This window comes from Oscillospiraceae bacterium (genome assembly GCA_015067255.1).
Classification (GTDB): domain Bacteria; phylum Bacillota; class Clostridia; order Oscillospirales; family SIG519; genus SIG519.
The window spans coordinates 1-21,492 of the sequence record SVMS01000027.1 but is presented as its reverse complement, the minus strand read 5'-3'; the positions used below and the strand labels follow the sequence as shown (position 1 = coordinate 21,492).

24 protein-coding genes are annotated in these 21,492 nt (G+C 36.7%); 4 read left to right on the top strand and 20 right to left on the bottom strand.

Features of this window, described 5'->3' with window-relative positions; all coding sequences use genetic code 11:
* Positions 1–10: 10 nt before the first annotated feature.
* The gene (locus E7480_06930) at positions 11–2,476 is read right to left on the bottom strand and encodes a heavy metal translocating P-type ATPase (protein ID MBE6904327.1); all 2,466 of its coding nucleotides are present in this window, start codon (positions 2,474–2,476) and stop codon (positions 11–13) included.
* A gap of 170 nt (positions 2,477–2,646) precedes the next feature.
* Here E7480_06930 and E7480_06925 point away from each other — a divergent pair, with 170 nt between their 5' ends.
* Positions 2,647–3,012, top strand: coding sequence for a metal-dependent transcriptional regulator (locus tag E7480_06925; GenBank protein ID MBE6904326.1), 366 nt, complete (start codon positions 2,647–2,649; stop codon positions 3,010–3,012).
* Positions 3,013–3,054: 42 nt separating this feature from the next.
* Here the strand turns inward: E7480_06925 and E7480_06920 are convergent, their stop codons facing one another.
* The 8 genes from E7480_06920 to efp form a co-directional block, all read right to left on the bottom strand.
* A complete protein-coding gene (locus tag E7480_06920) occupies positions 3,055–4,329 on the bottom strand; it encodes a hypothetical protein (GenBank protein MBE6904325.1) in 1,275 nt (424 codons plus the stop codon).
* Positions 4,330–4,362: 33 nt separating this feature from the next.
* Entirely contained in the window at positions 4,363–5,202 is an 840-nt protein-coding gene (locus E7480_06915) for a hypothetical protein (protein MBE6904324.1), read from the bottom strand.
* A gap of 36 nt (positions 5,203–5,238) precedes the next feature.
* Positions 5,239–5,550 (bottom strand): YbjQ family protein, encoded by a 312-nt coding sequence (locus E7480_06910; GenBank protein ID MBE6904323.1) that lies wholly within the window; start codon positions 5,548–5,550, stop codon positions 5,239–5,241.
* Between the two features lie 18 nt (positions 5,551–5,568).
* Positions 5,569–5,814 carry a hypothetical protein gene (locus tag E7480_06905; GenBank protein MBE6904322.1) on the bottom strand — a complete coding sequence of 82 codons (246 nt, stop codon included), beginning with the start codon at positions 5,812–5,814 and terminating at the stop codon, positions 5,569–5,571.
* Between the two features lie 267 nt (positions 5,815–6,081).
* On the bottom strand, positions 6,082–6,600 hold the full coding sequence (locus E7480_06900) for a GNAT family N-acetyltransferase (protein ID MBE6904321.1): 519 nt from the start codon (positions 6,598–6,600) through the stop codon (positions 6,082–6,084).
* On the bottom strand, positions 6,601–7,305 hold the full coding sequence (locus E7480_06895; GenBank protein ID MBE6904320.1) for a hypothetical protein: 705 nt from the start codon (positions 7,303–7,305) through the stop codon (positions 6,601–6,603).
* A gap of 114 nt (positions 7,306–7,419) precedes the next feature.
* A complete protein-coding gene (locus tag E7480_06890; GenBank protein ID MBE6904319.1) occupies positions 7,420–7,863 on the bottom strand; it encodes a hypothetical protein in 444 nt (147 codons plus the stop codon).
* A gap of 58 nt (positions 7,864–7,921) precedes the next feature.
* A complete protein-coding gene (efp, locus tag E7480_06885) occupies positions 7,922–8,479 on the bottom strand; it encodes an elongation factor P (protein MBE6904318.1) in 558 nt (185 codons plus the stop codon).
* A gap of 144 nt (positions 8,480–8,623) precedes the next feature.
* On the opposite strand from efp, the gene E7480_06880 reads away from it, so the two are divergent.
* Complete coding sequence (locus E7480_06880) at positions 8,624–8,827, top strand: hypothetical protein (GenBank protein MBE6904317.1); 204 nt, start codon at positions 8,624–8,626, stop codon at positions 8,825–8,827.
* Here E7480_06880 and hydF read toward each other — a convergent pair.
* The 11 genes from hydF to E7480_06825 form a co-directional block, all read right to left on the bottom strand.
* On the bottom strand, positions 8,824–10,038 hold the full coding sequence (hydF, locus tag E7480_06875; protein ID MBE6904316.1) for a [FeFe] hydrogenase H-cluster maturation GTPase HydF: 1,215 nt from the start codon (positions 10,036–10,038) through the stop codon (positions 8,824–8,826). The two genes, E7480_06880 and hydF, sit on opposite strands and share 4 nt — an antisense overlap.
* Positions 10,039–10,056: 18 nt before the next feature.
* The gene (gene hydG, locus E7480_06870) at positions 10,057–11,478 is read right to left on the bottom strand and encodes a [FeFe] hydrogenase H-cluster radical SAM maturase HydG (protein ID MBE6904315.1); all 1,422 of its coding nucleotides are present in this window, start codon (positions 11,476–11,478) and stop codon (positions 10,057–10,059) included.
* 13 nt (positions 11,479–11,491) lie between these two features.
* On the bottom strand, positions 11,492–12,529 hold the full coding sequence (hydE, locus tag E7480_06865; GenBank protein MBE6904314.1) for a [FeFe] hydrogenase H-cluster radical SAM maturase HydE: 1,038 nt from the start codon (positions 12,527–12,529) through the stop codon (positions 11,492–11,494).
* Positions 12,526–12,771 carry an iron-only hydrogenase system regulator gene (locus E7480_06860; GenBank protein MBE6904313.1) on the bottom strand — a complete coding sequence of 82 codons (246 nt, stop codon included), beginning with the start codon at positions 12,769–12,771 and terminating at the stop codon, positions 12,526–12,528. The genes hydE and E7480_06860 overlap by 4 nt, the downstream gene beginning before the upstream one ends.
* Before the next feature lie 241 nt (positions 12,772–13,012).
* Positions 13,013–13,531 (bottom strand): hypothetical protein, encoded by a 519-nt coding sequence (locus E7480_06855; protein MBE6904312.1) that lies wholly within the window; start codon positions 13,529–13,531, stop codon positions 13,013–13,015.
* A gap of 114 nt (positions 13,532–13,645) precedes the next feature.
* Positions 13,646–14,053, bottom strand: a complete 408-nt coding sequence (locus E7480_06850) for a hypothetical protein (protein ID MBE6904311.1) — start codon at positions 14,051–14,053, stop codon at positions 13,646–13,648.
* A gap of 15 nt (positions 14,054–14,068) precedes the next feature.
* Positions 14,069–15,007 carry a hypothetical protein gene (locus E7480_06845; GenBank protein ID MBE6904310.1) on the bottom strand — a complete coding sequence of 313 codons (939 nt, stop codon included), beginning with the start codon at positions 15,005–15,007 and terminating at the stop codon, positions 14,069–14,071.
* A 17-nt stretch (positions 15,008–15,024) separates the two neighbouring features.
* A complete protein-coding gene (locus E7480_06840) occupies positions 15,025–15,729 on the bottom strand; it encodes a helix-turn-helix domain-containing protein (GenBank protein ID MBE6904309.1) in 705 nt (234 codons plus the stop codon).
* Positions 15,726–16,823: an undecaprenyl/decaprenyl-phosphate alpha-N-acetylglucosaminyl 1-phosphate transferase gene (locus E7480_06835; protein ID MBE6904308.1), complete on the bottom strand. Its 1,098-nt coding sequence runs from the start codon at positions 16,821–16,823 to the stop codon at positions 15,726–15,728. The genes E7480_06840 and E7480_06835 overlap by 4 nt, the downstream gene beginning before the upstream one ends.
* A gap of 55 nt (positions 16,824–16,878) precedes the next feature.
* Complete coding sequence (gene trpS, locus E7480_06830; GenBank protein ID MBE6904307.1) at positions 16,879–17,877, bottom strand: tryptophan--tRNA ligase; 999 nt, start codon at positions 17,875–17,877, stop codon at positions 16,879–16,881.
* 17 nt (positions 17,878–17,894) lie between these two features.
* Complete coding sequence (locus E7480_06825) at positions 17,895–19,085, bottom strand: PLP-dependent aminotransferase family protein (protein MBE6904306.1); 1,191 nt, start codon at positions 19,083–19,085, stop codon at positions 17,895–17,897.
* A gap of 198 nt (positions 19,086–19,283) precedes the next feature.
* On the opposite strand from E7480_06825, the gene E7480_06820 reads away from it, so the two are divergent.
* Both E7480_06820 and E7480_06815 read left to right on the top strand, forming a co-directional pair.
* Positions 19,284–20,732 (top strand): glutamate--tRNA ligase, encoded by a 1,449-nt coding sequence (locus E7480_06820; GenBank protein MBE6904305.1) that lies wholly within the window; start codon positions 19,284–19,286, stop codon positions 20,730–20,732.
* The coding region (locus tag E7480_06815) for an RluA family pseudouridine synthase (protein MBE6904304.1) at positions 20,729–21,492 on the top strand (764 nt) is incomplete at its 3' end. The genes E7480_06820 and E7480_06815, both read left to right, overlap by 4 nt.

Here is a 21,492-nt window from a genome sequence, read left to right as displayed (position 1 = left end):
ATTTTCCTTCCTATATGTTATAATTATCAATCTGTATAACACTATAGCCCTGTTCTTCAATTACCGATTTCAATTTTTGCTCTTCAATATCTTTTGCAAGAGTTACTATTGCTTTTTTATCCTTATGGCTAACCTCTGCCATCTCAACCTCTTCCATTTGTTCCAATATATTTTTTACTCTTGCCTCACAGTGAGGACACATCATACCTTCAATTTTGATTATTTTTTTCATTTTAACAATTTCCTTTCCTATTTTCAAAAAATTTAACCTTAAAGCATTAGACACTACCAAAACGCTGGATACACTCATTGCCGCCGCACCAAACATAGGATTTAACTGCCAACCTAAAATATGAATAAATGCGCCTGCTGCAAGTGGAATTCCTATTATGTTGTATCCAAATGCCCAGAATAAGTTTTCGTATATATTTTTTATAGTTCCACGACTTAATTTTATAGCCGCTGCAACATCCAAAAGAGAGCTTTTCATAACAACTACATCAGCGGCATCTATGGCAATATCCGTACCTGTGCCAATAGCAATTCCCACATCTGCTCTTTCAAGGGCAGGAGCATCGTTTATACCGTCTCCAACCATAATAACCTTGCCCTGCTTTTGAAAATCACGAATTATCTTTTCTTTATCTTGCGGTTTTACATCGGCAAAGATTTCATCAACCCCTGCCAATTTTCCTATTGCATTTGCTGTTTTTATATTATCACCTGTCAGCATAACAACACGTATTCCCATATTTTTAAGCTGACTGATTGCCTCTTTACTGTCAGGCTTAATAACATCTGATATAGCTATAATACCAACAAGTTCTTTGTCTTTTACAAAATATATCGGGGTTTTTCCGCTTGATGCAAGCTCATCAGCCTTCTTTATCATTTCTTCCGATATATTTGCTTTATCCCTTACAAACTGCAAATTACCGCCATAAAGCAAAGCATTTTCAATGGTAGCAAAAACGCCGTTTCCTGTAAAAGCTTCAAAATCATTAACCTTATCAGGAAAAATATTTTGTTCTAAAGCATATGCAACAACCGCTTTTGCCAACGGATGCTCACTGTTTTGCTCCAGGGAAGCTGCCAGCTTTAAAAGTTCTTTTTCCGACACTTTGTCTGCTACAATAACATCAGATACTTTAGGCTCTCCCAAAGTAATAGTTCCCGTCTTATCAAGAGCTATAATTTTTGCTTTTCCTGTAATTTCAAGAGATGTTGCATTTTTAAAAAGAATATTATTTTTTGCTCCAACACCGCTTGCTACCATAATTGCAACAGGAGTTGCAAGTCCGAGAGCGCAAGGACAGCTTATAACAAGAACCGATATTGCTCTGGCAAGGGAAAAACCAAGACTCTGCCCAACAAGAAGCCAAATTGCAAAGGCTATAGCGGCAATTATAATTACAATAGGAACAAAAACGCCCGAAACCTTATCGGCTATCTTTGCAATAGGAGCCTTAGTAGAGGCTGCATCATTGACCACTTGAATAATTTGGGAAAAAGTAGTATCCTGCCCTACCTTTGTCGCTTGACACTGAATATATCCCGATTTATTTAAAGTTGCGGCATAAACGCTGCTTCCTACCTCTTTATCAGCAGGTATACTCTCCCCTGTCAACGCCGATTCATCAACTGCACTTTTCCCTTCTAAAACGATACCGTCTACAGCTATACTTTCTCCGGGCCGTACTACAAAAATATCCCCTTGCTTTACCTGTTCAATATCAACTGTTATCTCCTGTCCCTCTTTAATCAAAACTGCTGTTTTGGGAGCAAGGCTCATCAGTCCTTTTAACGCACTGGTTGTTTTTCCTTTCGCCTTTGCTTCCAACAATTTGCCTAAGGTTATTAAGGTAGGCACCATAGCAGCTGACTCAAAATAAAGATTATGAAGGTAATGCGATGCGTTGCTTTCAGGTATCATAACAAAGAGCATTACAGTACTGTATACAAAGGCAGAAAACGAGCCTAAGGCTACCAATGTATCCATATTGGGAGAAAATCGCACTAAGCCTTTTATTCCGTTTATAAAGAATTTTTGATTGATAACCATTACAAGCGCAGATATAATCATCTGAAGCAATCCGATTGCCAACGGATTATTCACAAAAAAGTCAGGAAGCGGAAAGCTCCACATAACTGCGCCCATAGAAATATACATAAGAAGAACAAGAAAAACAATCGAAGAAATTAGCCTTTTTTTCAATATTCCTGTTTCTGTATCTTGAATATCGTTATCCTTAGATGTATTTTTTTCTTTTTTATAGGTTTCCTTTAATGAAGCATTATATCCTGCTTTTTTTACTGCTTCAATAACAGTTTCCGGCTCAACAGAGCCTTCAACTGACATAGAATTAGTTAAAAGATTAACCGAGCAAGAGCTTACGCCGTCAAGCTTTGAAACAGCTTTTTCAACACGTGCGCTACACGCGGCACAGCTCATTCCTTCTACATTATATTGTTCTATCTTTCATCTCTCCTTCTTTATTTTCATATAAATATATTTTTAGTATAAACTACTGATTTTTTAATATGTTAACATTTTATGAACTTTTTTAATAAAGAAATGCTTAAACTAATAGTATTGAAAAACTGTTTTTTTTATGGTATACTACTTTTAAAGGACGGTGTATTAAAGTGTCTTTACAAGAATCGGGCGAAATGTATTTAGAATCAATTTATGTTCTCTCTAAAAAGAAAACTACAGTACGCGCAATTGATGTAGGAGAATATCTGGGGTACAGCAAGCCCTCCGTCAGTCGTGCTATGGGAATTTTAAAAAACGGAAATTATATTACAGTTGAGTCTGACGGCAATATAAAGCTTACTCAAGAGGGTGAAAAAATTGCCCAAACGATGTTTGAACGTCATATGCTTTTAACAAAGTTTTTGATACAGCTTGGAGTAGATGAAAAAACTGCTTCCGACGATGCTTGCAAAATAGAGCACGCTATAAGTGAAAAATCCTTTAATGCACTGAAAAAACATATTGAAAACAATTGATAAAATAGCAACTCTTTTTCAGAGTTGCTATTTTTGCACTTATTAAACTAAATCAGGTGTTCTTGCAAACATAAGATATTCGCTGGAAAGGTGTTTATCTTCACAGATAATGTTTATTTTAAATTTATTTGATATGCTGTTAGGCAACACAGTACTCAGAGCAAGTATTATATTGGAGGACCTTTCCTCTACCTCATTGCTGTAAAGATTATCCCAACGCTTAAATGTTCCGTTTTTGTCTGACAATTCAACGCTGAACTTTTGTCCTTTAAGCTTCTCAGGTAAATCATTGAGCAGATGAATTTCAAAATTAAGTGTTGAGCCCGGATAATGTATCATTTTCTTTACTCTTACGCTGAACATTTGATTACGAAGAGCTGCCTGCACTCCGTAATATCCCTGTTTAGGTATATCGGGATAGTTTATTACACTGTTGTTTGCAGCACTGGGCCAAGGCTCATTAAAGCACCAGTTAAGAGCCATTGATGTTTTAGGCCATTTACGTCTTGCTTCTTCAAAAATATGCTTAAGCACTTCCCCTTGAAGCTCCACTCCGTTTTCAATAATCTCACCAAGAGTTTTAGCTTTGCCGTAATATCTTTCAATCATATCTCTGCAAAACCAGGTGTTTTCATTTCCATCCCAAGCTTTAAGTGCGTGATGCCATTCCCAGCTTGTACCCGGTTCAACAGTATACCATTCTTCTTCGGGGGTGAATTTTTTAATGTATTCAAAGGGTGAGGGCGCCGGAACGCCAAACTCTGTATATGCTGTAAAGTCAGATTCTATTATATCTGTCATAGTTTCGGTAAACATAGAAGAAAAAGGCATATAGTGGCCGTGTCCCATTCCGTAAAGGGGTGATGTCTGTAAATAGGGTGTATTTTCATCTAATTCATAGCAGTTTTTATCAAGCAATCTTATTGCCTTTGATTGATTTGTCATACCGCTCCAGGAGCAGAAAAGCTCGTTTCCGCCGCACCACATAACTACGCTGGGGTGTTTTTTTAGCCTTTTGATTATTGAACGGGACTCTTTATCGAGAACTTTGAGATAATGGTCATTATCCTTATAGTTATTACAAGCGAGAGGAAACTCCTGCCATACCATAATACCCATTTCATCGCATAATTCAAAAAAGCTTTCCTTATTTACAAGACCGCCGCCCCACATACGAATAATATTCATATTACAATCAAGCACAAGCTGAAGCTGTTTTTTATAAATTTCATAGTTGAGCTTACTTGCAAATATTTCAGGAGGAACAAAGTTAGTACCCTTCGCAAATATTCTTCTTCCATTTAACTCTAAAGTAATAGGTGCTTTACTTTGAGTTTTTGGGAATGAGCTTCATTCAACGGACTCTGCATTCATTACAAGACGCACTTTTCTAAAGCCTATTTTTTTACAAACAGAGTCGCTTCCTGCTGTAAGCTTAAGTGTATACATATTTTGTTCGCCTTGACTTACGCACCACCAAAGCTTAGGATTGTCAATTTCAAAGCTTACTCTGCTCTCTCGAGTGCATAAAGCTGTGCTTTTATATACACAAGTTTCCGCCTCAAAAATTTCCAATGTTATATCTCCCTTGGGATTTACAACATCCACATCAAGATATCCGCTTACCTTTGATAAATCTTCTGTAACATTATAAAAAATATTATAATCTTTTATATATGTATCAGGCTTATAACAAAGCTCAACGTCATCATAAAGACCTATCGGCACTAATCTGGGATGCCAATCCCATCCATAAGAAACAGCAGGAATACAAGATGCAGACGCCTGTGTTCTGTCCTTTGCCATTCCCTCTACTTTGGGAATAGGATGTAATAACGCAAGTACCTCTATCTCTTTTCCTTCATACTCAGACAAATTGATGCTTACAGGCGTAAACATTCCTTCATCCTCTATAATTTGCTTACCGTCAATATAAATCGTATATCCGTAATCTATACCTTTAAAGGTCAGTACCGGTATAAAGCCTTCCTTTTTCTCGATAAATATTGTGGTTTTGAAATGCCACCATTTATCTTCCATCCACTCATATTTTTTGAAGTTTGAGCCGAAGAAGATATCTTCGGCTCCCTCCTGTAAAAATTCAAGCTGTACATCAGTAGGAACGCTAACCTCTTTATAATTTAACGGTAGTTCTTCTTTTTTGTCGCTATATCCCAACAACCATTTCATAAAATTTCAACCTTTTAAAATCATTTTATATTTTTGTTATTTGAATTTTACTGCTGTTCCGTAAGCTATTACTTCAGCAGCTCCTGCCATAACAGAGGAAGAACCGAACATAATATTTATAACCGCATCTGCTCCTAAAGCTTTTGCCTCATCTACCATTCGTTTAGTAGCTATCTGACGGGCTTCTATAAGCATTTCGGTATAGCCTTTAATTTCACCGCCGACCAGTGTTTTCATTCCTGCCATAAAATCTTTTCCGAAATTTTTAGATTGAACTATTGTTCCTTTAACCATTCCCAACGCTTCTATTTCACGTCCCGGAACATAATTGATACTTAATAATAACATACCATTTTCTCCTTATTCTTAATATTTTTTAGCCTCTTCTTCCTCGCCGCTTTCAATCTCCTTAAGACGTTGATGCAAGGCTATTGATACACCTATTATTACCGCTATAACAGCAATACCGTAAATACCCAAAATTACTATTGCAATCAAAAATCCATATACCTCTTTTATCAAAGGTAATATCACTGTTGCCAAAAAAATTGTCAATATCCCAATAATTACACAAGCAGAAATTATTGGTGCTTTTTTCTTATTGTTTTTCATAGCTTTTCCTTTCATTCATTTCGCAAAAGCTGAGTATACTATCAATAAGGGAGATGCGTTTTATGATTTCTTTACTTTCAACCATACTGGAATTATCGTATACATCAAAAATCAAAATACCAAAATGGCTTGATTTTTTTATAATTACAGCTTTATTTTTATTTATTGTCTTAATTACTTACTTAGCCTTAAACAGCTTATCTATCGCATTTTTTGCTATAATTGATTTATCGGTTACACTGTGTATATTAACTGCTAAAAAAAATATTAAATAAATTTATAATAAAGATTTCTCACTAATCCGTATTTATTTAAGGTCTTATTATAGCTATATCCCATTTTTTCAATGTTTTTTATGCTGTGAATATTATGGGGAGATGCAGTTGCACACAGAATTTTTACTCCTGCTTCAACTGCATATTTTTCTAATCTTACTTCCAATTCATATTGCAGAGAGTTTCCTCTGAACTTTTCTTTTACAATACAAAGCTTATAATTAGCATCTTTAAGCCCAAGACAATCCACATTGTCTAAATAATCGCATAAGCTTTCTTCTTTGGTATGAGGATAATACAAAACAGAAAATGCCGCTAATTCACCTTCATACCACGCTCCCAAGGTGATGTGAGGAGGCTGTAAGCACTCTAATAACATTTCGGGTGTATTTTTACGCAAAAGCTCTGAGGCTTCAAGATTTTTAAAGGTTTCTTCCTGTATTCTCAATATATCATCAAGCTGTTCTTTCGAACATTCTTTAAAAACAAATTTTTCAATATCAATTTTCATTTAAAAATTTCTGCACTCCTTTATCCACTTGCTATACATTTCTTTTTGTTCTTCTGTTACAAGAAGATTTTCAAGCTTATTCTTTTTATAAACGCTGTTTTCAGCATCATTTTTTCCTGCTTTGTTTTTACGGTACATCATCCATTCATACTCTAAGCAGAAAATATTTTTAAAGTTTTCAGGCTGAGGCTTAAGCTTTACTTGCTGAACAAATTTACTATGTACTGCCAAGAAAAAACGATATGCAAACAAATCATCCAACATTTCAAAATCTATTGCGCCGTTTTTTTCTAACAGATAGATAGTTTCAAAAAAAGTTAAATAATTTGAGACTACTACTTTAGGGAATTTTAAATTACACTCAGTTTCCTCCGTACAGTTATTTTCTTTAGCACATTTTGAATCAAGACAGTCCTGAAGTGCTGTATACAGCTCCATATTATCTTTATTTTCAGTAAAGGTTCTGTTAAGCTCTGTAACAAAAGAGGCTCTTGAAATCTCCTTAGAATCGCTTAATTGACGTACCGCAACAATTAACGATATAAGAACGCCTACCACTTCAACAATAGAAATAGCCATAGAAATAACAGTATCATCAGACAATCCCAACAATGCTTTTACAAAAGATGATATAGTTATTATAAGTGCTATAACCACTAAAAAGACAAAAACAACAAGTACTCCCTTTTTATAATTATATTTCATTTTAACGCTCCCTATGTATTTAAAATATCTCTTATAATTTTATTATATATTGGTTCTCAACTTTTGTCAATTAAGCAAAAAAAGCATCGGAAAAGCTTTTCCGATGCTTTAAAATTATTCGCAATCACAATGACAACCGCAGTCGCAATCATCATCGCACTCTTCAAATCCTATCTCAATTTTCTCATTGCAGAAAGGACATTCAACCTTTGCATTTTCTATATCTTCTTCAGTTAGAAAAATGCTCTCTTTACAGGTGGGACAAATAACGGAATATTCCTCGTCATCAAAATCCTCATCGTCGCAATCACAATCACAATCGCAATCACAGTCATCCTCACCGTAAACTGTTTGCTCTAATTCGCCTAAATCTTCATCAAGCTCTTCAACGTATGCGTGAAGCTCTTCATAATCAGCATCCAAAGTATCCACCTCATCTGCCAACTGTGCAAAAGCATCTACAAGGGCTAAAAGAAGCTTTCCTTCTTTACTGTCTGCACTGATATCAAGACCTTCTGCAAGACCTTTTAAGTATCCTGCTTTTTCAGTGATATTCATTTTTATCCTCCGTTCATTTAATTTCTGCTAATAACTATTTTATGTTAAAAAGCAAAAATTATGCTCTTTCCATATATTCGCCTGTTCTTGTATCAACTCTGATGACCTCGTTCTGGTTGATGAACAACGGAACTTTTATTGTAGCACCTGTTTCCAAGGTTGCGGGTTTTGTTGCTCCCTGAGCTGTATCACCCTTAAAGCCGGGCTCTGTTTCTGTAATTTCAAGCTCAACAAATAGAGGAGGCTCTACTCCGAAAACATTTCCCTTATAGGAAAGAACCTTACATTCCATATTTTCTTTAACAAACTTGAAGTTATCGCTCAAAGTATCCTCATTGATCGGAATCTGCTCATAAGTTTCCAAATCCATAAAGTAATAAAGATTTCCATCATTATAAAGATACTGCATATCTTTTCTTTCAATATATGCATTTTCAAATTTATCGGTAGGGTTAAAGGTTTTTTCAACAACTGCTCCTGAAATAACATTTTTAATTTTTGTTCTTACAAAAGCTGCTCCCTTACCGGGCTTAACGTGCTGGAATTCTATAATCTGATATACGTTTCCATCCATTTCAAAAGTTACGCCGTTTCTAAAATCGCCTGCTGTTACCATTTTTCAATTTCCCCTTTTAAGTATATATACGATTATTCTACTATATTTCCAAATAAAAAGCAAGCAAAATTTTATATGTTTGCATATATTCTCCATTTTACGTTAAAAATACTGTTAAAATCCAATGTTCAAAGGGGCTCTGTTATGATAAAAGGCGTTTATAAAAATATTGTTATTATAAAAAATCCGAAAAGTGATATTATCGAAGAAGCCATATTTATTGTTAAACCCTCTATAAAACACAGCAAAAACAGCGATATTTTAAAAGAAGCAGTCCGACTTTTAAAAAACAACACAGAAGAGGAAAAATTAAAGAAATGGACAACAAAAAATAAATTTGAGTCTTAAAGTGAACATTGTGCCGTTCTGTCCTCTTTTATTACAAGACCGCTTAAATGTGCTAAAAGGACTCCGTAATTTGTCATAGGTATATTTTGATTTTTTGCACGTTGTATTCTTGACATTATATATTTTCTATTGAACATACAGCCGCCGCATTGAATTATCAAATCGTACTCACTTAAATCCTGAGGAAAATCGGTGCCTCCGACTATATCTATTTTCAAATTCTGTCCAAATCTTTTTCTTAAAAGCTTTGGGATTTTTTCACGTCCTATATCCTCCGAAAGAGGCGCGTGTGTGCAACATTCAGCTATGAGAATTTTAGAATTTTCATTTAAGCCTTCCACTGCCTTTGCACCCTCGAAATAGTAAGGCAAATCCCCTTTATATGCCGCAAAAAGCACTGAAAAAGATGTTAAAACAGTTTCCTTTGGCTTTAATTCGTATACACTTTTAAAAACCTGTGAATCTGTAATTATAAGCTTTGGAGGCTGTTTAAGAGTATCAAGAGCCTGATTTAATTTATCCAATGTAACGCTTATAACAACACATTTTTTATCAAGCAAATCTCTTGTAGTCTGCACCTGTGGCAAAATAAGTCTTCCTTTAGGCGCCTGTATATCCTGCGGCATTACAAGAAGCACAGTATCCCCTTCCTTTGCCAAAGCTCCCGTTATGCTTGGCATTTCAAAATCCTCAGGCAAAAGCCTTATAAGCTCTTGTTTTAGCTCTTCAATGCCCTTTTTGTGTAAAGCACTTACCTCTATTGGCTTAATTGATGTCTTTTCCTCTATTATTTCAGCAAGTCTTTGAGGCGCTTCAACAACATCTGTTTTTCCTATAACTGCTACAATGGGAGTTTTTCTTTGCTTGAAGCTTTCTATCCACAAAAGCTCCTTTTCTATTTCATAATCTGAAAAAACAACTACGGCAATATCTGTTTTTTCCGCTGCCTCTTTTGTCTTTTCAACTCTTATTTGTCCCAATTCTCCCACATCGTCAAAGCCTGCAGTATCAATCAATACGCAAGCTCCCAAGCCGTTTATCTCCATAGCCTTATATACAGGGTCGGTTGTTGTGCCCGCAGTATCCGAAACAATGGACACCTCCTGTCCTGTAAAAGCATTTATAAGCGAAGATTTTCCGCTGTTTCTTTTACCGAAAAAGCCTATATGAAGCCTTGAAGCATTTGGTGTTTCATTTAATGACTTTGTCATACTCTTTTCCTCTTTTAATTAAAATCTGAAATCCCGTATTCCTTTTGTTATTTTTTCAAGATTTTCACGGGCAATATCAAGCACCTTTTCATTAGGTATTTTTAAAAGCTCTGCTGCAATAAGCTTTTCGCCGTATTTACGTGTTTCCTCCGAAGCGTAGTCCTCTAAATACTCCTTCAATGTCATAAGTGCATTAGGCTGACAGCAATTTGCTATCTGTCCCGATTTTACAAGCTGCATAAAACGGTCTCCCGTTCTGCCTTCACGGTAACAAGCGGTGCAAAAGCTTGGAATATATCCTAATTTTAAAAGCCAGCCTACAACCTCGTCCAAGGTTCTTGTATCACTTATATCAAACTGTGCAGAGTTAGTGTCCTCAGGCTCAGGCTCTACATATCCGCCGACACTTGTCCTTGAGCCTCCGCTTATCTGAGTAACTCCCAATTTAAGAACTCTTTCTCTTGATGCCTTTGATTCACGGGTTGAAATAATCATTCCTGTATAAGGAACTGCTATACGGATTATTGCCACTATTTTTTCAAAAATATCGTCCGAAATAGCGTTTGAAAAATCCTCTTTATTTATATCGTCTGCAGGGCATATTCTGGGTACGCTTATTGTATGAGGGCCTACCCCTTTTGCTGCTTCAAGATGCTCTGCGTGCATAAGAAGGCCTACCAAGTCATAGCGGTACATTTCAAGGCCGAATAAAACTCCTATGCCTACGTCGTCAATTCCGCCATCCATAGCTCTGTCCATAGCTTCGGTATGATATGCGTAATTGCTTTTGGGTCCTGTGGGATGAAGCTCTTCATAAGCTTTTTTGTTATAGGTTTCCTGGAAAAGAATATATGTGCCTATTCCCGCTTCCTTAAGCTTTCTGTAATTTTCAACGGTTGTTGCCGCAATATTTACATTTACTCGGCGTATTGCACCGTTTTTATGCTTTATACTGTAAATTGTTTCTATGCTTTCAAGAATATATTCTATGGGATTTCTCACCGGGTCTTCTCCTGATTCAATTGCAAGACGCTTATGTCCCATATCCTGAAGTGCTATAACTTCCCTTTTTATTTCTTCTTGAGTAAGCTTTTTTCTGGCAATATTTTTGTTGCAGTAATGATACGGACAGTAGGTGCATCCGTTTACGCAATAGTTGGAAAGATAAAGAGGCGCAAACATTACTATTCTTCGTCCGTACAGCTTTTCCTTAATGCTTATTGCAAGCTCTTTTATTTTTTCGTTAGCTTCGGGAATATCGCACTCCAAAAGAACGGCTGCTTCACGGTGAGAAAGACCTTTGCAGTCCTTTGCTCTTTCTATAAGGCCGAAAATAAGCTCTCTGTTTGATTTGTTTTTCTTGGCATATTCGATAGTATCCAATATTTCCTCATGATTTATAAATTCTTCTGCTATGCTTGATTTAACATCGTATTTCATATTTATCCCCCTGTTATTCTTTCCAATCGCCGCGGCCTACGTAAAGCTCACAGCCGATTTTTTTCATTTTTTCATTTAGTTTTTCTTTTCCCTCTGCCGCTTCCTCGTCAGTGGATATTTTACCGTCATACAGACAGTATTTTTTTCTTACCTCCAAAGGCGACAAATTAGGCATTACAACATTTGCTCCAGACAGTATTCCCAATTCTCTGCCATTTGGGGCTATCGTACCTAAAGCGGTAGTTGAAGGCAACAGTACATTTTTAAGCATTATTCTCACAAGACTAAGCAAAAACAGTGTCAATTCAAGACTGCCCTGCTCTCTATCACCAAAAGGTGTATTCTTTTGTGGAATAAACGGGCCTATGCCTACCATATGCGGCTTAAAGCTTTGTATAAACTCCAAATCCTTTGCTAAAGTTTCTTCACTTTGAAAGGGTGAGCCCACCATAAAGCCGCAGCCTGTCTGATATCCTATTTCCTTTAAATTTTCAAGACATTCCATACGGCTTTCAAGAGTTGTGTTTTTGGGATGAAGCTTACTGTAATGAATACTGTCTGCCGTTTCGTGCCTTAAAAGATATCTGTCAGCCCCTGCATCAAACCATTGTTTGTATTCTTCTCTGTTTCTTTCCCCTAAGGAAAGCGTTACTGCACAGTCGGAAAAGTCTTTTTTTATTTGTTTTATAATTTCCGTAACTCTGTCCTGTGTAAAATACATATCCTCTCCGCCTTGTAATACAAAGCTTCGGAAACCTAATTCATATCCTAAAGTGCAACACTTTAAAATTTCCTCCTGTGTCAATCTGTAACGTTGAGCACAGGTATTACTTTTTCTTATACCACAGTAAAGGCAATCCCTTTTACAGTAGCTTGAAACCTCAATAAGACCTCTGATATAAATTTTATTGCCGAAAATCTCTTTTCGTATTGTGTTTGCAAGCTCTCTTGAATAAAGAGCTGTTTCTCCGTTATAGTTTTTTAAAAGCTCAATATATTCATTTCTTTCAAGAGCGCCGTCTTTATATAGCTTATCAATTAATCTTTTCATATCTTTGAATACATTGTTTTAACAGTTACGTCGGGAAGCATTCCGATTTTGCCGCTCAATGCTCCTATTGTATCGTTGGGCGCATCTAAAACAATGCTTATTATTGAAACCCCCTTTTCTCTGTAAGGGATACCCATTCTCCCCACAATATATTCGCCGAACTGATGAAGCAACTCATTTAACTGATTTGCAGAATTGTTGTTATAAACAAGTATAGATATCACAGCTATTCTTTTCTCCATACTGACACTCCTTTTTAAAATAAGACAAAAAACCTCTCCGCAACAAGTGCAGAGAGGTCAAAACCACGCTTAAAAGATATTTTAAAATAAACATCTCAAATATATTCTCTGCCCTCATTCTCGGAAACGCCCTTGAAATAGGTACAAATCTTTTTAATTTATGCTCTAAATTGGGTTTTACCCCTCTTTATTGCATCTTCAGTATATCATTCTTTTATTTTCTTGTCAATTAATTTTAACATTATTTAACCGTCAGTTGAAACAGCCCGGACCATATGTTATGTTCTTTTTTCTGTATTTTCTCAATATAATCTCCCCACTCTGTAAAGTTAATTCCCACATAGTAATTCCCTTTAGAAAGGCTTGAAAGTTGAGAAATATCCGAGAACTTTTTTTGTTCTGTTTCTCCTTTTTCATCTATCAAATACACCGTAACATTTTCGAGCTCAACATTATTTTCAAAGGATATACTTATATCTTCTTCGTAAGCAAGCTTTGGAATTTTTCTATCATTTATGAGCTCTTTCAAACGTTCTACCGAAAAAAATGCATCCCCATACTGAAAGTCAATTGCATCCTCATGGTCTACCCATTCTGCAGTGGAAAGAACTTGCATATAAGGGCCTATAGTTTTACCGCCTGCTGTAACTTTTATAAGTGAATTTTTATAATCAGCAGAAGATACATCGCTATTATTACAGCCTGAAAATATCAAAGTACAAAAGATTGCCAAAATGATTATTGCTATTATTTTTTTCATAATAAAACCTCCAATCGTAATTGCCAATAAACTCTAAACTTAAAATTTATCCCCTTACTGCCATTGAATGTTTTTGCAATAATATTGTATCCTTCTTTTATTTTCTTGTCAATATCAAGAAGATGCCGAATTGCTTAAAATAAGGCTTACGTTTTGTTGCAGTTCTTGTGTAAAGTTGTACTGCTTTACAATTCCAAAAACTCCTGCTGCTATCAGCAAAACGCCTACAAAGCCCAAAGAAAGTAATATTCCCAATGCGATTGCTATCATTTTAAAAATCCAGTCCTTATGCTTTACACTTATTGTCAATATATTTCCTTTTTTTATCATACTCAGCTCTGCGCAAAGGCTTAAGCCGACATATTTTACATAGCTATCCTTACCTTTGGAAATTTCAATACAGGTATTATCGCCCATACTTAAAGGAATTACATTGTATCCGTGAAGCTGATAATTCTGCGCTATTTTACCTATCAATTGGTCTAAATTAAAATTGTCCGATACTTTAAATGCTATTGCCATATATGCTTCACCGCCCTACATTGCCAAAAAGCTTAAAATAAGAGATACAGCGCTTTGCAAATCGTCAAGACTTATAATTTCGCTTTCGGGAGAGCATTTTTTAACGGGATATCCCACTCCGCAGGTAATAACACCGCTTCCTGATTTATATATATCCCCTGCCTGAGAAATATTGTCGGAAGCCTCCAGCTGATACGGGATTTCTTTAGTTTTTGCAATAGAAACAAGCTTATCAACAATTTCAGACTGGCATATTACGCCCTTATCTCTGACCTTGATGCAAGCACCCTTTGAAACCTCAGCGCCCTCGCAAACACCTTCAACTGTTATTGCAATTTCCGGCTCTACATCAAAAACTGCTGCCTTTACACCCTTATTTGACATATTTTTCTGAGTGGTAAATACTAAATAGGTATCGTAATTAGTTGAAACAAGTCTTTTGATAACCTCAGTAAGAATCAATATTCCGATTTTATTGTCCATACCGCTGCCGACAATTTTATTGTTTTCAAGCTTTACCAATTTGTTATATATTACTCCAAAAGCGCCTGCAGATATTTTCTTTTCTGCCTCTTGTCTGCTTTCGCAGCCTATTTCTATATACATTTGGCGTGCGTTTTCCGCTTTTTTATCTGCACATATGATTCCGCTTACGCCGTTTTGGAAAATTACTCTGCAGCCAACTAAAAGCTCCTGCTGAGTATTTCCTATATAAGAAAAACGAAGCTTTCCGCTATCCTCAATATAATTTACCGCTATAGCAGGCTCATCCATATTTGCTGTAAGCATAAGCCTTTTTCCGTTACCTGCTTTTCTTATTATAAGATTTCCCAATTTATCAATATACTGTTTATCACTGTATTGAACAGTATTTTTTTCAATAAGCTCACAGAGCATTGATTCACTTCCACAGGGGGAAGGAGTTTTTAATAATTCCTGCAATAATTCCGACAATTATATCAGCCTTCTTTTTATTTTTTTGTTTTTGCCTGCATAGCTATTTCTGCATTTTGTATCAGATTAAACAGTGATGCCGCAAAGCTTGGGTATTTCTCCTCTATTTGAGATTGGTTTAAAGCAAAGTCCTCTTCATTTACACGAACAGGCTTAACCTTTACGCTTTTTGATTCTCTTGTCAATGCCTTAAGACGTACATCGCTCTTAATAAGTGCGGCATTGGCAAGCTCTCTGTAGCAATCCTTTTCAGCAGCAAAAAGACTGTCCGGATTTGTTTTATTAAGCTCGTATATACTGCGAAATGATTTATATACAGCAATCATAATCTGATTGGAGGCTTCCATTGTTAAATCCTTGCTTTTGGCTGTGCTTAACAGGTCAAAAAGCACATTCATTGAATTTATTATAAGTCTTTTGTTAAGTACGGGAAGCATTGAGCCTTTAAAAACATTTTCTTTTCCCATTGCATTTTCATCGGGCAAATCCTGCACATCAATAACTGCACCGTGTCTGTCAGGAGTACGGCCTAAAAGGTAATCGGTAGACACGTTATAAAATATTGCAGCTTTAACCAAAAAATCCAATCCGCACTCTCTTATTCCCTTTTCATAATGCGATAAAAGAGCTTGAGAAACCTTAAGCTCCTGAGCTACCGCCTTTTGACTTAAGCCTCTTTCTTTTCTCAGTAATGTTATTATTCTCGGAAATTCGTTAATCATTTCGTACACCCTTTATTTTTTCTTTCTTTTTTGGCCATTAGCTTTCTTAAATTACCTGCAATTATTATGGCTATAAGCATAAGAACAAAAAGTATTATAACAAACCACATTGCCCTTCCTATTCCCATAAAGGTTATGGCTATTGCACAGATACAAAGGCAAAGCGTAAACATATATAAAATTAAAACAACCTGTTTTTGTGTAAGTCCGAAATCAATAAGTCTGTGATGTATATGGTTTCTGTCCGCCGCCATCGGACTTTGTCCTGCTCTTATTCTGCGGATTATTGCATAGGTTGTGTCAAAAATCGGCAAAGCCAACAACAAAAACGGCACTGCAAAGGAAACAATAAGATACGAGCCAAAAAGTCCCTGAATAGAAACACAAGCAAGCATAAAGCCTAAAAACGTTGCTCCCGTATCACCCATAAAAATCTTTGCAGGATTGAAATTAAAAGGAATAAAGCCTATGCACGCACCGGAAAGTGCCGCAGCAAGCAAAGCCATTTCAACGTTTCTTGTAAAAAGCATAATTATTACCATTGAAACCGTTGATATTCCCGATATTCCTGCCGCCAAGCCGTCAAGTCCGTCTATAAAATTAACTGCATTCGTTATTCCTACTATCCAGAAAATCGTAAAGATTATAGATAACCAGCCTATAGGTATATAAACGTTTGGCGCAAAATTCCTTAAATTTTCGAATATATCTATTCTCATTCCGCAAAATACGGGAATTGCCGCCGCTATAATCTGTATAACAAACTTTATTCCTGCTTTCAACGGCGTAATATCGTCAATTATTCCTAAAATAATTATAATTGACGCTCCTGCCAGAATTCCTACCAATTTTAATGACAGATTGAGATAATGAGATGAAGCAAGATAAAAGCCTATACTTACTATAAACCCTGCAAAAACACCTAAGCCGCCCAATCTCGCAATAGGAACAGAATGCATTCGGCGCTCATCTCTTGGGATATCTACTGCGCCTATTTTAAAAGCAAAAATTCTCACTGCCGGAGTTACAAAAAATACAAATGCAGCAGCTATAAAAAATGCACCGGCTATTAAAACATAATGAACTAAACTCATATTAAGGAGCAGGCTTATGTTTGAAACCTACCTGCTTCCCACCTTTCGTTTTTGTCTATCTTTTAGGCATAAAGCCTACTTTTTTGTATACCTTTGAAAGAGTTTTGGAAGCTACATATGCCGCAGTATCTGCACTCTTTGTGTAAATTTCTTTTAAGTAATCCTTATTCTTCATAAGCTGTTCGTATTTTTCTCTTACAGGCGCAAGCTCTGCATCAACCGCTTCGCCTACAGCCATTTTAAAGTCACCGTAGCCCTTGCCCTCAAACTCTTTTTCTATCTCTTCAAAGCTTTTTGAAGTAACGGCACTGTATATTGACATAAGGTTGTTTATTCCGTCTTTGTTTTCGCCATATCTTACAACAGTTTCACTGTCGGTAACAGCACGCTTGAACTTTCTTAAAACATCATCTTTTTTATCAAGAATTGCAACGTAGGAATTTGCATTTTCATCTGACTTGGACATTTTCTTCGAGGGCTCCTGTAAGGACATAACCTTTGCGCCCACTTTCGCAACATAGCCCTCAGGGATTTTGAAAACATCTCCGTAAATTCCGTTAAAACGTGTTGCTATATCCCTTGCTAACTCTAAATGCTGAGTCTGGTCCTTTCCAACAGGAACAAGGTCTGTCTGATAAAGCAGAATATCCGCCGCCATAAGAGAGGGATATGTGAAAAGTCCCGCATTGATGTTATTTTCATTTTTGGCTGATTTATCCTTGAACTGTGTCATTCTTGACAGCTCACCGAACATAGTATAGCAGTTAAGAATCCAAGCAAGCTCTGCGTGTGCAGAAACGTGGGATTGGAAAAACAAAAGATTTTTTTCAGGGTCAATTCCGCAAGCAAGCAAAAGAGCAAGCAGAGAAAGACTGTTATTTCTGAGCTCTGCAGGCACCTGACGCACTGTTATTGCATGCAAATCAGCAACACAATAAATACAGTTATATTTATCCTGCAAATCCACCCAGTTTTTAACGGCTCCCAAATAGTTGCCTAATGTTAAAGTTCCGGAGGGCTGTATTCCGGAAAATATTATTTTCTTCTCTTCCATAAAAAACAAAACCTTTCTTAAGCGAGTATATCCTTTAGTGTATTTCCCAAAATCTCCATACCTCTTACTATCTGCTCATCGGAAGGAGTTGAGAAATTGATGCGGAAGCTGTTACAGGGAATATCAGGGTCTGTTAAAAATGCTACTCCCGGAACAATGGCAAGCTTTCTCTCTATACAAAGGCTTGCAAGCTTCATTATATCTGTACCTTCGGGGGCTGTGCACCATACAAAAAGGCCTCCCTCAGGACGTGTAAAGCTTACCTCTTTAGGAAAATGTTTTTCTGCACCGTCAAGCATAAGTCCGAGCTTACGGCGATAGATACTGCGAATTTTTTCAACGTGCTCATCAAGGCTGTATCTTGTTAAAAATTCGGCAGCTATCATTTGGAAAAACTGATTTGTATGCACGTCGTTTGCCTGCTTACAAACTACTATTTTAGAAACTATCTCAGAAGGTGCACATACAAAGCCCAAACGAATTCCCGACGACAAAATTTTAGAATAGGAGCCGCAGTAAATTACTCTTCCGTCCTCATCCATTGATTTGATTGTGGGAATATCTTCCCCTGTATATCTTAGCTCTCCGTAAGGATTATCCTCAAGGATAAAAACATTATATTTTCTTGCAAGCTCATAAATTCCTTTGCGCTTCTCAAGAGATGTAGTTATTCCGCTTGGATTGTGGAAGGTGGGGATAGTATAAATAAACTTTACATTTTTATTTGTTTTTAAAGCTTCTTCAAGCTTTTCGAGATTTATTCCGTCGCTTTCAAGCTCTACTCCGCAAAGCTTTACATTGTATGAACGAAAAGCATTGAGAGAACCTATAAAGGAAGGATTTTCGCATATTACGGTATCTCCTTCGTTGCAAAGCACTTTACAGGTAAGGTCAATTCCCTGCTGACCTCCGGAAACGATAATTGTACTGTCAAAATCTTTTCCTATATTGAACTTACTTTTTAATCTTTCGGCAGTTATTTCTCTCAAGGGAGTATGTCCCTCTGTAATTCCGTACTGCAACGCCTTTGAATAGTCCTTTTCAAAAATCTCCGCTGCTATCTGAGCCATCTCGGAAACAGGAAAGGACTCAACTGCAGGATTTCCCGCAGAAAGCGGGATAACATCGGGGTTTGAACCGTGTTTTAATATCTCTCTTATCATAGAGGGCTTCAAGCCCGAAACCTTGTCTGAAAAAATATATTCCATTTGTCACCCTTCTTTATTTTTCAAAGGTAAAAATCAATACAAAAAGTTATCAAATACCCTTTTAAATTTTATTTACACCTTTAAAGATAATACAGAGAGTATAACACAAATATAAACCCTTGACAAGTGTTATTTTTCATTTTATAATGAAAATCAGACTTTTATTATTTATTAAACTATGAAAGGAATACGGCACAAATGATAAGAACCCGTTTTGCACCGAGCCCTACCGGCTATATGCACGTAGGAAATCTCAGAACTGCTCTTTACGCCTATCTTTTGGCAAAAAAAGACGGCGGTAAATTTATATTGAGAATTGAGGATACCGACCAGGAAAGATATGTTGAAGGCGCTGTTGATATTATTTACAACACTTTAAAGCAAACAGGTCTTATCCACGACGAAGGACCCGATATAGGCGGTGATTTCGGCCCTTATATCCAGAGTGAAAGAAGAGATTTATATCTCAAATACGCTCAGGAGCTTGTTGAAAAGGGCGGCGCTTATTACTGCTTTTGTGATAAGGAACGTCTTGACGAGCTTAAGGCTATTCACGAGGCAAGCAAGGTGCCTCATAAATACGACGGTCACTGTTCAAGACTTTCAAAAGAAGAAGTTGAAGAAAAGCTTAAGAGCGGTATTCCTTATGTAATACGTCAAAAAATTCCTCAGGAGGGTGAAACCTCCTTTTATGACGAGGTTTACGGCACAATTTCTGCGCCCAACTCCACTCTTGATGACAATATTTTAATTAAATCAGACGGCTTGCCCACCTACAATTTTGCAAATGTAATAGACGATCATCTTATGGGCATTACCCACATTGTAAGAGGAAGCGAATACCTATCCTCTACACCTAAATACAACTTGCTTTATTCTGCTTTTGGCTGGGATATTCCTAAATATATTCACTGCCCTCCCGTTATGAAAAATGCCACCGAAAAGCTTTCAAAAAGAAACGGTGATGCTTCCTACGGCGACCTTATTGAGAAGGGTTATTTAAAAGAGGCTGTACTCAACTATATTGCCCTTTTAGGCTGGAGTCCCGGAGGCGAAAAGGAAATCTTCACTCTTGAAGAATTAGTTGAAGCTTTTGACACAAAGGGAATTTCCAAGTCCCCTGCTATTTTCGACACTGAAAAGCTTAACTGGCTCAATGCCGAATATCTCAGAAGAATGTCTCTTGACGAGTTTTTAGAGCACGCAAAGCCTTATATTTTGCAAACAGTAAAAACAAAGAGCGACCTTACTCAGATTGCCGAGCTTTTACAGCCAAGAACTGTATTGCTTACAGATATTCCCGAGCAGGTTGATTTTATTGACGCTCTTCCAGAATACGATATTGAGCTTTATACTCACAAGAAAATGAAAACAAATTCCGAAAATTCTTTACCTGCACTTAAAGAGGCGTTGGTAGCTCTTGAGGCTGTAAACGAATGGACAATGGACAATATTCACGGTGCTCTCTTTGGCATAGTTGAAAAAATGGGCGTTAAAAACGGACAAATTCTCTGGCCTGTAAGAGTTGCTGTTTCTGGAAAATCCTTTACTCCCGGCGGTGCTGTTGAGCTTGCTTTTATTTTAGGCAAGGAGCAAACTATCGACAGAATTAAAGTGGGCATCGAAAAGCTTTCTGCGGCGTTATGAGAGAATTTATAATAAATCAGAATGACAGTGAACAACGGCTCGACAAGTTTCTTTTAAAGGCTTGTCGGGCTTTGCCTGTTTCTATGCTTTGTAAGGCGGTACGAAACAAGGATATAAAGGTAAATGGAAAGCGCACTCAGATAAACTACCGTCTTCAAGAAAACGATGTTGTAAGGGTATATCTTAACGACAGCTTTTTTGAAGAAGATACCCGTGATTTTACCTGTGTAACTCCCGATATAGACATAATTTACGAGGACTCAAATATAATACTTGTAAACAAGAAAAGCGGTATGCTTTGCCATGAGGACGAAAAGGAAAAGGTAAACACTCTTATAAATCATATTTGCGCTTATTTATACAAAAAGGGAGAATTTAATCCCAAGGACGAAAATTCCTTTACTCCTGCCCTATGCAACCGTATAGACAGAAACACAAGCGGAATAGTAATTGCCGCTAAAAATGCCGTTTCTTTGCGTATTCTCAACGAAAAAATCAAAAACAGAGAGCTTACAAAGAAATATCTTTGTCTTGCAGTGGGTAGCTTTGAGAAAAAAAGCGGAACCTTGACTGATTATCTTGTTAAAAATCAAGACCAAAACAGAGTATATCTTTCAAAAACTTATGAACAGGGCTCTAAAACCGCTGTACTTAAATATTGGGTCAAGGACGAAAAAAACGGACTTTCTTTACTTGAAATTGACCTTATAACCGGACGGACACATCAGATCCGAGCTCATTTCGCTAACAGAGGCCACCA